12 protein-coding genes are annotated in these 13,477 nt (G+C 34.1%); 10 read left to right on the forward strand and 2 right to left on the reverse strand.

The genetic code is table 11. From position 1 onward, the window contains the following. Window positions 1-24 precede the first annotated feature (24 nt). The 10 genes from BMY18_RS17485 to BMY18_RS17530 all read left to right on the forward strand — a co-directional run bounded on the left by BMY18_RS17485 (window position 25) and on the right by BMY18_RS17530 (window position 11,310). On the forward strand, window positions 25-1,173 hold the full coding sequence (locus BMY18_RS17485) for a PucR family transcriptional regulator (protein ID WP_092456731.1): 1,149 nt from the start codon (window positions 25-27) through the stop codon (window positions 1,171-1,173). A 335-nt stretch (window positions 1,174-1,508) separates the two neighbouring features. Further along, window positions 1,509-2,804 carry an amidohydrolase gene (locus BMY18_RS17490; protein ID WP_092456734.1) on the forward strand — a complete coding sequence of 432 codons (1,296 nt, stop codon included), beginning with the start codon at window positions 1,509-1,511 and terminating at the stop codon, window positions 2,802-2,804. Between the two features lie 203 nt (window positions 2,805-3,007). After that, the gene (locus tag BMY18_RS17495; RefSeq protein ID WP_092456737.1) at window positions 3,008-4,162 is read left to right on the forward strand and encodes an iron-containing alcohol dehydrogenase; all 1,155 of its coding nucleotides are present in this window, start codon (window positions 3,008-3,010) and stop codon (window positions 4,160-4,162) included. Window positions 4,163-4,397: 235 nt separating this feature from the next. Further along, window positions 4,398-5,723: an aminotransferase class III-fold pyridoxal phosphate-dependent enzyme gene (locus tag BMY18_RS17500; protein ID WP_092456740.1), complete on the forward strand. Its 1,326-nt coding sequence runs from the start codon at window positions 4,398-4,400 to the stop codon at window positions 5,721-5,723. Between the two features lie 643 nt (window positions 5,724-6,366). After that, window positions 6,367-6,660: a hypothetical protein gene (locus BMY18_RS17505; RefSeq protein WP_139197324.1), complete on the forward strand. Its 294-nt coding sequence runs from the start codon at window positions 6,367-6,369 to the stop codon at window positions 6,658-6,660. A 141-nt stretch (window positions 6,661-6,801) separates the two neighbouring features. Further along, entirely contained in the window at window positions 6,802-7,221 is a 420-nt protein-coding gene (locus tag BMY18_RS17510; protein WP_139197326.1) for a hypothetical protein, read from the forward strand. Window positions 7,222-7,250: 29 nt separating this feature from the next. Then, window positions 7,251-7,937, forward strand: coding sequence for a response regulator transcription factor (locus tag BMY18_RS17515; protein ID WP_092456748.1), 687 nt, complete (start codon window positions 7,251-7,253; stop codon window positions 7,935-7,937). A gap of 540 nt (window positions 7,938-8,477) precedes the next feature. Continuing rightward, the gene (locus BMY18_RS17520; protein ID WP_092456751.1) at window positions 8,478-9,401 is read left to right on the forward strand and encodes an ABC transporter ATP-binding protein; all 924 of its coding nucleotides are present in this window, start codon (window positions 8,478-8,480) and stop codon (window positions 9,399-9,401) included. 128 nt (window positions 9,402-9,529) lie between these two features. Continuing rightward, window positions 9,530-10,303, forward strand: coding sequence for an ABC transporter permease (locus tag BMY18_RS17525; protein WP_170841471.1), 774 nt, complete (start codon window positions 9,530-9,532; stop codon window positions 10,301-10,303). An 89-nt stretch (window positions 10,304-10,392) separates the two neighbouring features. Further along, window positions 10,393-11,310, forward strand: a complete 918-nt coding sequence (locus BMY18_RS17530; protein ID WP_170841472.1) for a sensor histidine kinase — start codon at window positions 10,393-10,395, stop codon at window positions 11,308-11,310. Window positions 11,311-11,448: 138 nt separating this feature from the next. Here the strand turns inward: BMY18_RS17530 and pdxT are convergent, their stop codons facing one another. Then, complete coding sequence (pdxT, locus tag BMY18_RS17535) at window positions 11,449-12,048, reverse strand: pyridoxal 5'-phosphate synthase glutaminase subunit PdxT (protein WP_092456761.1); 600 nt, start codon at window positions 12,046-12,048, stop codon at window positions 11,449-11,451. A gap of 118 nt (window positions 12,049-12,166) precedes the next feature. After that, complete coding sequence (pdxS, locus tag BMY18_RS17540; protein ID WP_092456764.1) at window positions 12,167-13,042, reverse strand: pyridoxal 5'-phosphate synthase lyase subunit PdxS; 876 nt, start codon at window positions 13,040-13,042, stop codon at window positions 12,167-12,169. Window positions 13,043-13,477: the final 435 nt, after the last annotated feature.

Raw genomic sequence — 13,477 nt, forward strand, 5'->3', positions numbered from 1 at the left:
ACTGTATGGCAGATTGGAGAAATTATGGCGATTACATTAGAGAAAATAAGTAAACAAGCTGGCTATTTATATAAAATGAAATTAGAGGGTGGAGAAAGCGGAATTAAGAATATTGTGCAATGGGTTCATATCATAGAAGATAATGACGTGGGTAATTTTCTTCATGGAAGTGAGTTAGTATTTACAACGGGTATTAACTGTGACAGTGATGAATGGATTCTTGATTTTATTCAAAAGATGCACCAAAATGGCGCTTGTGGAGTTGTTATCAATATTGGAAGATATATAAAAACAATTCCGACAATCGCTTTACAATTTTGTGACCTAAATAAGATACCAATATTTTCGGTTCCGTGGGAGACAAAACTGGTTGATATAACGCGTGATTTTTGCAGGAAAATCGTTCAAAGTGAGCAAGTAGAAGAAAATATTGTCAGCGTTTTTAAGGATATTATCTTCGAAGCAAAAGATAGCTCCTCCTATATTCCCTCACTGGAAAGAAAAGGCTTTCATGAAAATGGAAATTATACGGTAATTGCAATATATAATGTTCTAGAAGGACAAAATGCATCAGTAGATCCTAACTTGAAATTTTATGTTGAAAAGATTGCGAATAGAATTGGTGATTTGTCTGTTACATTTACTTATGATAAAAACAGGCTAGTTGTTTTGTCTGAGTATTCTATTGAAGGAATCAATAGTTTTATAGACGAACTAACACGGCAGTATCTGATAGGACAAGGGGATTTTAGAATTGGAGTAAGTTCAACTGAGACGGGCGTTGATTCTATCGCAAAAAGCTTTCGAAGGGCATATAAAACACTCGCATTATGTATAAAAAAGAATGAAAAAGTAATGTACTATGATAAATTAGGAATATATAAGGTACTATTGGAATCAAGTGATTATTTTATCTTGAATCAATATTATAATGATGTCTTAAAGCCATTAGAAAACTATGATATTGAAAATAATACGAATTTCATGGAATTTGTTAAGACATATTTAGACAACAATGGAAGTGTACAAAGCGTTGCAGAAAAAATGTTTGTACATAGGAACACTGTAAACTATCAGTTAAATAAAGTACAAAAAATTACAGGCCTTGATTTGACAGAACTTGATGTAAAGCTCGGATTTAAGCTATGTTTGTATATTAAAGATATAATTTAAATATTAACTTTAAGTTTTTTTAAAGACATAACTTAAAGATATAACTTAAAGACATAACTTAAAGACATAGTTTAGTCAGAAAATATTTCTATAGTGCAAACGCACAAAAATCGTTATGCAAATTATTCTTGAAGATAATAAAAATAATTGTTATATTTGAGATATCGAAATAAGCAATTAACTATAAAGCGAAGAGGCTTATCTTAAAAGCCTCTTCGCTTTTATAATTTAAAAGAATGTTCGTCGTCAGACGAAGCAAGTTCAGACGAAATATGACATTTTAGATCATGCAAATTAGGTGATAAATAAATTACCGGGAGTAGGGGGTAATCAAAATGGTAAAAGAGTATTTTTGTGACATAATTTTTATAAATGCAAAGGTTATTACAGTTGATGAGAAGGATTCTATAAAAGAAGCAGTAGGCATTTTAGGTAATAAAATTATATTTGTGGGTACAACAGAGAAAGCGATGTTGTATCGAGGTAAATTTACAAAATTAGTTGATGTAAGGGGAAAATCAATCATACCTGGATTCATCGATTCCTATATTCATTTTGCAATGTATGGTCTATGTGATAATGGTGTTACTTCAGCAGGTTTATATTTACAGTTTACAGATGAAGAATTATTAAATGGAATGCAAAATGCAAATAGCATTATGGTGAAATATGGAATCACATCTGTTCATGATTCCGGAAGCTATGGAATGAAGGCGATGAGTCTTTTGCAAAAAGCTTGTGAAGAAAACTTGATTGATGTACGAGTAAGGCCTATGGTATCTGATTTGAATGGAAAAGAGTCAGGAAAAGAATATATTAATCATTTTTTGAACACTGGTATTTATACAAATATGGGAGATGATAAGTTTAAATTGGGGCCAATAAAAATAATGACTGATGGTAGCGCAAGTGTACCGTCAAGTGCTGCAATTAAACCATATTCTCATGACAACCATTTAAATGGACTTGAAATTTGGCAGCAGGATGAAGCAGATGAGATGGTTATGAAGGTTCATAAGTTAGGATATCAGATGACGGCGCATGCAGTTGGTGATAAGGCTGTAGAACTTATGGTAAATGCATATGAAAAGGCTTTAACAAAGTATCCAAGAGTTAACCATCGCCATAGAATCGAATATTGTGGGTTGAATAACCCGGATTTAATAAAGCGAATTAAGAAATTAGGAATTATACCAGTTGCGACCCCTTCCGCTATTAGTCTAAATGGAAGTGATTACAATAGATTTTACGGAGAACGTGTTGACTACATGTTCCCTTTGAAATCTTATTTAGAAGAGGGAATAATCGCTGCGATTGGTTCTGATTGCCTAGCCACTACTTTGAATCCAATGTATAGCATATATGGCGCTGTAAATAGAATGGATATTGAGACAAAACAGGGATGTGGTCTAGCTCAAAAAGTTGACATATTGGATGTAATAAGAATGTTTACATATAATGGCGCTTATGCCTCTTTTGAGGAAGATAAGAAAGGAAGCATAGAAGTAGGGAAATTGGCTGATCTTGTGATGCTATCAGAAGATATCACTGCTATACATCCAGATAAGCTGATGGAAGTTGAGGTATTGATGACAATTATAGATGGAAAAATTGTTTACACTAAATATTAGATAGGCAATTGAATATAGTCAACAAAATACGGTCAATAGAATATAGGCAATAGAATACAGGCAATAGAATATAGGCAATAGAATATAGGCAATAGAATATAGTCAATAGAATACATTCAATAGAATAGAGGCAATGGAATAGAGGCAATTGAACATAGCAATTAAATATACAAAATAGAATAATAGAATAGAGGTAAAAAATCATGGCAAACAAAATCACAACACCAGGAACAATATTTTTAGGAGAAAATGCTTTATTGGAAGCAGAAGGAACACTTTGTAGTTTAGGAAAAAAAGCATTTATTGTAACTGGAAAATCAATGATAAAGCAGGGTAATGTTGAAGTTTTAACCCAGCTACTGAAAAAGAATGATGTAGATTCATTTGTGTGTTCAAATATTACTGGTGAACCAACAGATATTATGATTAATGAAGGCGTTGAACTATATAAGACTGAAATGTGCGATTTCATCATTGGGTTTGGTGGTGGAAGTCCAATTGATGCAGCGAAGGCAATCGGCGTGATGGCAGTCAGTGAAGGTAAGATTTCAGATTATAATGGAAAATTTATTACAAAGGCAATACCACCACTTGTTGCAATCCCATCAACATCAGGTACAGGCTCAGAAGTAACACAATTCACAATTATTTCAGATACAGAAAAAAATATTAAAATGCTTTTAAAAGGTACGCCTTTACTTCCTACGGTTGCAATCGTTGATCCTGTATTTACAATGTTAACACCACCAAATGTTACGGCTGCAACTGGGCTTGATGCACTGACACATGCAGTGGAATCATTTACATCAAAGAAAGCATTTTCAATCTCAGATTTGTATGCACTCTCTGCAGTGAAACGAATTTTTCAATATCTACCAATTGCATATAAGGATGGATCAAATGTGAAAGCTAGAGAAGAGATGTCAATCGCTGCCCTAGAGGCAGGCATCAGTTTTAATAATTCTTCAGTTACAATTGTCCATGGAATGAGCCGCCCTATCGGAGCAATTTTTCATGTGCCACATGGTATTTCAAATGCAATGCTGTTAGGGGAATGTCTTTCATTTGCACTAGATGGCGCTTATGAAAAATTTGCCCAATTAGGGAGAGCAATTGGTGTTGCTAATTTAGATTATTCAAACGAAAATGCAGCAAAAGAATTTTTAAATGCAATTCAAGAAATATGTCGTGTATGCGAAGTCCCTACGTTAGAAGGGTACGGAATTGATAAAGCAGAGTTCTTCAATGTGATATATAAAATGTCTAAGGATGCATACGATAGTGGCAGTCCTTTAAATACTAGAAAGCCAGTAACGATAGAAGATATCAAATTGATTTATGAAAAATTGTGGAAATAAATCTCTTTGTGCAATCGCACAAAAAGTATTAGTCTAATGAAAATTGTAATCAATATTATCAGTGATATAATTAGCATATGCAAAAACAAAACAAGTCAAAATAATAGCAAAGGGGCTACTTTCCTAATCGAAGTGGCCTTTTTATTTATTCATAGCAAGATGCAAAGCAAATAGTAATGCTATCGTTATAGCCGACTTGTTTTCATTTTACTCAAATTTGAAAGGAGATATAATTATGACAGGTGAAGAAATCAAAAGCACATCAGTACAGTACAATATGCAATCATGGAGCAAACAAAAAGGGATCAATCCAATTTCAGTTGAAAAAGCGGAGGGAATCTATTTCTGGGATTATGAAGGAACTAGATATTCAGATATGTCCTCACAGCTTGTCAATCTTAATGTTGGATTTGGTAATAAGGATATTGCAGATGCTATCAAAAAACAAGTTGATCAATATTGTTTTGTTGGTCCTAGCTACGGCGCTGAATCAAGAGCAACACTTGCAAAGATGCTTATCGACTTAATGCCAGATAACATGGGAAAAGTTTTCTTTACAAATGCAGGCGCAGATGCCAATGAAAATGCAATCAAAATGGCAAGAATGTATACTGGAAGAAATAAAGTATTTAGTCGTTACAGAAGCTACCATGGTTCTTCATTTGGTGCAGGTAACCTTACTGGCGAACCAAGAAGATATGCGTTAGAGCCAGGCATACCAGGATTTGTAAAATTCTTTGACCCATACATATATCGTGAACCAATCAAATTTGAATCTGAAGAAGCTGCAGGAGATTATTATGTAGCAAAATTAAGAGAGCAGATAATATATGAAGGATCAGATAGTGTTGCAGCCATTGTTATGGAAACAATCACAGGTTCAAATGGTATCATTATTCCACCAAAGAACTATATGCCAGGAGTAAGAAAGATTTGTGATGATTTTGGAATTATGATGATTTGTGATGAAGTTATGACAGGCTTTGGTAGAACGGGTAAAATGTTTGGATTTGAGAATTTTGATGTGAAGCCAGATATCGTATCATTTGCAAAAGGTGTTACTTGCGGTTATGTTCCACTTGGCGGCTGTGTTATTAGCAAAAAAATAGCAGAATACTTCGATGATAATTTCCTGTCATGCGGCTTAACATATAGTGGTCATCCACTAGGTTGTGCAGCTGGAGTTGCTTGTGTTAATTTCTATGAAAAGGCTAATATTCTTGAAAATGTTAACAAAGTTGGAGCAGTTCTAAAAAGTAGACTAGAGGAATTTAGAGATAAATATGCTTGTGTTGGCGATGTGAGAGCAATCGGTTTATTTTCAGCAATTGAATTGGTTAAGGATAAAACGACAAAGGAAGCTTTGGTTCCTTATGGAAAAGATCCAGAAGGTATTATGGGCAAGATTTTAGGGCTATTAAAACAAAGACAGTTTATGACCTATACACATGAAAATATGGTGTTTATTTGTCCACCATTGATTATTACAGAAGAGCAGTTGTTGGAAGAATTGGTGAAGGTTGATGAAGTGCTCGCAATCATCGATAAGGAATTTTTGTAAAAGGAAGGGGGTTTACTATGGGGGGTGTCGAGTGAATATGGATTTGAAATGATTCATTTTGGCTGCCTTTCCTTCAAGCAGTATATTCTTTACAAGCCTCAGGGATGATGAAAAGCCTCACTTACGTTCGGTTTTCATCTGAGTCTTGACAGAATATGAGCACTGCTTTCAGCCGGTCGACGCCAAAATGAATCATTGCAAATCCATATTCACGGGTACGTTTATGGATAAACCTGAGTGGTTTTACAGGGCATTTGGCGGTTATGAAAAATCTGGGTGATTTTACAAGGCATAGGCGGTTGGGAGAAATCCGGGTGGTTTTAGATGGTATGGAGTTTGGTGAAAAAGCAAGGTGGTTTTAGATACTACTTAAAAATAAGCAACATGAGAAAATTACTCGATTTCTCATGTTGCTTATTTTTTTGGTATGTTTTTGGTGACCTATATGGTGTATTTATAATAGGTTTCATTGACTAAGGATGCGAGGGAGTGGAAATCGTTTATAGGATTAACAGAATAACTATGGTATAATTTGCCTTAAGAATATTGAATACATTAAATGATTAGCTATAAATTTCAGTTTTGCTTATTTGGGTAATACTTGAGTTTATATCAATATGCTGAAAGGACTTTTGAAATTACGATGAAACGTTTTTATAGAATGGTTAGAGCAGATATCAAGCAAGGGATCATAAGTGAATATTTAAAATACATAGTTGTTTTGATTATATCGTTGATATTTACACAAAACTATTATGTCAGAGTTGAAAAATATATTGCGAATGGTAAAGTAGTAGGGGAAGTGACAATTTTTGATATATTAATCTATTTTTTTAAGGGGATGAAAGAGTATATTCCTGCTTCAAATAACCCTTTTGAGATACCTGTTGATTTTCTGCTTTTGAATATTCTACTTGCTATTATAATTGGTAATTAGAAGGATATTAATGGATATGGAAGAAGTGTACTCGTTCGGTCTGATACGAGATTATCCTGGTGGTTTAGTAAATGTATATGGAATATATTATCCGTAATTACATTTTATGCTGCAATATATATTGGTATTATTGCTGTTTATGTGGCACATGGTGGATTAGGTAGTGGTATAGAATATATGCTTAATGCAGATTTGATGAAGGCGGTCTTTCAAGTTGAATTGGGAACTATAAATAGTAGTGGACTTATGATTTCAATTATAGTATTGCCAATTATCACTTCGATTGCTATATCAATGCTTCAGATGACACTTGCATTTTATCTAAATCCAATCGTAAGTTATGTGATTATTATCGCAATGTATATATTTTCTGCATTTTATATGAAATGGTTTATGATAGGGAATTATCTAATGATGTATAGAAATGAATTCGTCAATCAAAAAGGTATGCATTTGGGCATATCATTGATTGTGGATGTAGGGGTAGCAACAATATCAATTGTGGTTGGATATATATTTTTTAGAAGGTATGATGTATTAGAGAAGAATAATGATATTTAAATAAAATATAACGATGAGGAGAAAATCATATGGATCAGATTAAAATTTTAGTAGTTGAGGATGATACAGATATCAATATATTGATTAAAAAGATACTGGAAAACGTTGGTTTTAATGTAATCCAAGCATTTTCCGGTACAGAAGCGCAATTGAGGTTATCGATGGATCAATATGATGTGGTCCTCTTAGATTTAATGCTTCCTGGAATTACTGGAGAACAACTCATCCCAATAATCTGTGAAAAAAGGATCCCAATCATTGTGCTATCTGCCAAAGTGGGCCTAAAAGACCGAGTGAACGTCTTAAATCTTGGAGCCGATGATTATATCACAAAGCCATTTGAAGCAGAAGATGTAATTGCACGAGTAAATGCTGTTCTTAGAAGAACAAAGAAAAATAACACAGAAGCTACCGACCAAAAGGAAGCGTATACCTACAAACAATTAAAACTATCAGCGGATTCAAGAAAAGTTCTCATTGACGAAACTGAAATATTTTTAACCGCCCATGAATTTGATCTCCTATATCTATTAATAAAAAACCCACAAAAAGTCTATTCCCGCGAAGCCCTATATGAAGAAGTATGGCAAGGCGGATACTACGGCGAAGACAACACCGTAAATGTACATATAAGCAACATCCGAAAAAAAATATCCGAAGTAACCCCCTCCGACTACATAAAAACCGTCTGGGGCATCGGCTTTAAACTAGACTGAGACAAAACTATAAATAGCCATAGCACCTCCTAAATACTTGAATTTCTAAAGTATATATGCCTTTATGTTTTGCTTTAGTTTTTTGCTTTTACGATTTTGCCCCTATTCGCCCCCAAAGAATGCCGAGTGAATATGAAATATAATCATGCATTTTGCCTAGACCGGCTGAAAGCAGCGCCAATGTTTTCCGCGAAAGCACAAGTCAAATTGACATGCTTGCATGTCAATTTGACGCCGCTCGCGAACCGAAGCATTATGCTTCGGTTGCAAAGACTCAGATGAAAATCGAACGCAGTGAGCATTTTCATCATCCCTGAGGCTTGAAAAAAAACATGCTGCTTGAAGGAAAGGCAGGCAAAATACATGATTATATTTCATATTCACGTCCGACCAATTCTTTACCCTTTCTTTAAACTTTCTTAAGTACTAATTAATCCTTTCATAGTAGAATGATAATTGTAAACGAGATGCAAATGCGAAGGCATTTGATTTATATTTGTATTTCAATAAGTAACGCGATGGCGGTGGAATGGAGAGATTATGAATACTTATGAAGTTATAAGAGCATCACAGCTAACGAAAAAGTATGGTGGCGTGTGTGCATTAGACCATGTTGATATTACAGTGAAGCAAGGAGAAATCTATGGTCTTGTGGGTAATAATGGAGCTGGAAAAACAACATTTCTAAAGATGATTACAGGTCAGAGTTTTCCTACGAGTGGAGAATTATCGATTTTATCAAAGACCGAAGAATCAGAAAAGAATAAAGCTAGAAAAAGAACGGGTTCAATTATTGAGACACCAAGTTTTTATCCGAAATTAACAGTGGAAAAGAATATGGAATATTACAGAATTCAAAGAGGAATACCGGGGAAAGATACTGTTGACAATATTTTGACGGTAGTTGGGTTGCTTGATGCGAAGAAGAAAAAGTTTGATACATTGTCATTAGGAATGAAGCAAAGACTTGGCCTTGCATTAGCATTGATGGGGGAGCCTGAATTTCTTATATTAGATGAGCCGATAAATGGATTGGATCCAACTGGTATTATCGAAATTAGAAATCTATTACTAAAGTTAAATAGAGAAAAAAATATAACCATATTAATTTCAAGCCACATATTAACAGAACTTTCAAATATTGCAACCACTTATGGATTCTTGGACAAAGGCATATTGATTGAGCAGATAACTGCTGAAAAGTTAAGTGAAAAGTGTAATACCTATTTAGATATTTCAGTGACTGATACCAAGAAATACTGTGCTTTATTAGAAACAAAACTTTCCTGCGATAATTATAAAGTGATGCCAGAAAATCATATTAGAATATTTGATATCAACAAAAAAATGGAAGACTATAGTTCATTAGCCGTATTAAATGGGATTGGGTTATTGTCCATGGAAGAAAAACGGATTGATTTAGAGAATTACTATATGAATTTGATTGAAAGTGTCAATGAGTAATTAATTGATAGAAAATGTGGATTAGTAATCAATGCAATAGAAAATAGGAAGTAATGTAATATGATATGCGCATCAGCGTTCAATTAAAGATTGAGAGCTATAACGAAGCGCAGGAATTAGGAGGAAATATGTTAAATTATATAAAAAGCGAATTGTATAGAATTAGAACTTCAAAAGGTACCTATGTAATGTTTATTTTGTTTAGTGTACTCGTAGTGTTATTTAATCTTATGATTTATGGATTCAAAATGGCGGATAGTACTTTTCCATATGCAACCACAAAATTTTCATTGGGAACGTTAGCCGATAGTCTCCAGATGTTAATTCTGATATGTTTAGTAATCGCATCTGTTGTATTTGCAGGTGAATTTAAGAATAACACAATCAAAAATATAGTTTCATTTGGAATATCAAAGACGCAGATGTACATAGGAAAATATATCGTAACATTATTGTTTGCATTTATTTTAATGCCAGTAGTTGCTTTCATGTATGCTTTAAGTGCATATTTATTATTGGATAATAGTGGTTCACAATATTTGATATTATTTATTAAGTCATTAGTGATCAATCTACCGATTTTTATTTCATGTATCACACTCGGAATGGCCCTGTTCTTCGCAGTACAAAATGAAGTGACAGGTTACTGGATTTGGGGTACAATTATAGTTATCGTTCCTATGGTTTTGGCATTGATTGGAATGAAAGTTGATCTATTAGCAGATATCGCAAAATGGTTACCATGGAATTTGGTAGCATCAGGAGAAATGACTGACACAGGATATGTATATGAGTGGGGCACATATTCAGGCGCTGTGAAAAGTATTATTTCAGGTGTCGGGTTTAGTATAGTATTTTTCATCATAGGAATTACTACATTTAGAAAAACAGAGATTAAGTAACATTTGGGAAAACAGATATTGAGTCAATAGAGATTAGTAAAATATAGAACAATAGAGATTAAGTAACAATTCAGAGGATGGTATTTATTATGGAATGGATTCTATTATTATTAATTTTATTATTAATACCAAGCGTGTTTTTTGCAACACGCTTCTTTTGTATAAAAAAGAATATCAGAGACGCAAAAGTTGAAATAGAGGAATTGCTCCAGAATCCAGATGCGAATCGAATATTAAAGTTTAGCTGCCCGGATAAGAATTTTGAAAGTTTCTTGATGTCAATTAATCAGTATTTGCAATTCACTAGAAAAGAAAGAATTCAGTATCTAAGAAGAGAAATAGAAATCAGAAAAGAGATAGAAAATATAAGTCATGACTTGAGAACACCACTTACATCAATTTTAGGTTATATTGAATTGATTGATCGAAAGGCCTTAAGCGATGACGAAAGAGATTATTTAGAAGTGGTAATTCGCAAATCCAAATCATTGCAACGTTTGATTGGGAAATTCTATGATTTATCAAGACTGGAAGCGGATGAATACGCTTTTGAAAATAGAACTGTGAATATTCATAAAATGCTATCAGAACTTTTGTTAAATAGCTATAATGAATTTGATAAAAAAGGGATTAACATAGACCTTAATATAGGAAATAGAGAAGTAAATGTTTTAGGGGATGAAGATGCATTAGAACGCATATTTACTAATTTAATTAATAATGTTTTGAAATATGCAACAAACAATCTATGGGTATCAATTGAAGCTGAGAAGAATAAAGTAGTTGTGAAATTCGTAAATGATACTTTACAATTATCTGATATTGATGTTTACCATATGTTTGATCGTTTTTATATGAAAGACGAAGCTAGAACCAATCATAGTACGGGGCTAGGCTTGACGATTACAAAACTATTGGTGGAAAAAATGGGCGGAAATATAAGTGCGGATTTAGATGAAGACGAGAAGCTTGAAATTCGAATAGAATTTAGCGAGATTGAGATGTGATAATTTGATTAGAGACTAGTATAAAAATAGACGGAGAAAAATGCATCATAACATTTTTATCCGTCTATTTTTTTACCCAATTCTTAGTATATTTTGATGGCCTTTTAGTTACAAGAATATTCAACAATCCAATTCATACTAGCACAATGATACAAAATACCGATGCACCGATAAATCTTCAGTGAGTTCAGGGTGAAATGCCAGCCCGATTTGATTTCGATACTGTACTGCTACAATATTACCGTCAACTTTAGCAAGAATCTCGACATCATCATTTACGGAATCAATGTATGGTGCCCTGATGAATCGAAGAGGAATATTTCCAATGTGCTTAACATCAGCAATCGTCGAAAAACTACCAAGCTGTCTACCATAGGCATTTCGCTTTACCTTCACTGGAAGCGTTGCAAATTGTAAAACACTTGATTTGTGTTGGCCTTGGTTGCAGATATCGTTGGAGATATCGTTAGAGATATCAGATGCGAGCAAAATCAAGCCAGCGCAGGTTCCAAGAACGGGCAACCCGTTCTGAATCTTTTTGTGCAACAGATCAAATAAATCTAGGTCTTTCAATAGCTTTCCCATAACTGTGCTTTCGCCGCCAGGAAGTATTAGGCCATCAAAATCCTGCAATAAATCTTTCTTCTGGCGTATTTCAAAGTGATCAATGCCTAGTGATTCTAATTTCTTCTCATGTTCTATAAATGCGCCTTGAACGGCGAGTACACCTATTTTCATAGCAGAGCACCTCCTTTATTTTTCAAATTACTATATTAATTTCCGATATCACATTCAATAGCTACACAAAACATCTATATTCAATATCTAAATTAAGTCCCAATATTGCGTCTATCATTTACTTGCCTCTTTCAGCCATCAATAATTCAATTTCCTGTTCATTGATACCAACCATAGCTTCTCCAAGGTCTTCTGAAAGTTCAGCCAATATCTTAGGATCATTGAAGTTCGTAACAGCTTTGACGATAGCAGCTGCACGTCTCGCAGGATCACCTGACTTGAAAATACCTGACCCTACAAATACACCTTCAGCTCCAAGTTGCATCATAAGTGCTGCATCAGCAGGAGTTGCAACGCCGCCGGCTGCAAAGTTGACAACAGGAAGCTTGCCATTTTCGTGAACATATTTTACAAGATCATAGGAAACCTGTAACTCTTTGGCAGCGTTAAATAATTCATCTTCGCGAAGACTAACCAATTCACGGATTTGACGGTTCATCTTTCTAAGATGGCGAACTGCTTGAACGACATCGCCAGTACCGGGTTCACCTTTTGTACGAATCATGGAAGCTCCTTCGTTGATTCTTCGAAGTGCTTCGCCAAGATCTTTTGCACCACATACAAATGGTACGCTGAACTTGGTTTTATCAATATGGTAGACATCATCAGCAGGTGATAACACTTCACTTTCATCGATGTAGTCAATTTCAATTGCCTCAAGAATCTGGGCTTCTACGAAATGCCCGATTCTGGCCTTTGCCATAACAGGAATTGATACAGCTGCCTGAATCTCTTTGATCATCTTAGGATCACTTGTGCGGGCAACTCCGCCTACTGCTCTGATATCTGCAGGGATTCTTTCTAGTGCCATAACTGCACATGCACCAGCCGCCTCTGCAATTCTTGCCTGTTCTGCATTCGTAACATCCATGATTACTCCACCCTTTAACATTTGGGCTAACTCTTTATTTAATTCATAACGATTTTCTGACATGATTTTCCTCATTCCTGCGCATATTTCTGCACATATCTAGTTTTGATTGATATTGTTTCATTATAGTTTCTATTAAATCTAATAATTATTGTAAATGTTTAATACCGATATCGATTCGTTGATACTTATTATATACAGAAATGGACTAATGGAAATAACCAGTTTCGATAATAATGACAATGCCAGTTTCAACAACATAAGAGCTAGAAAATATTAGATGATTTCAAGATGAATTATGGTTGAGCTTTAATCTTTATGATACTGTTTTATTTCGAAATAAAAACTGTAGTATTTTACAAAATAAACATTTGCGGATAAATAATACAGATTACTTGTGCGAAAGTAGAGACTAACTATTAAAAGTCAAGTCTTAAACTAATATTTTTTGATAGAGAGCGGATATGCATTTTAGGTATATTTGAACATTGAAAACTG

The sequence above is a fragment of the [Clostridium] fimetarium genome, assembly GCF_900111235.1.
Classification (GTDB): domain Bacteria; phylum Bacillota; class Clostridia; order Lachnospirales; family Lachnospiraceae; genus Clostridium_N; species Clostridium_N fimetarium.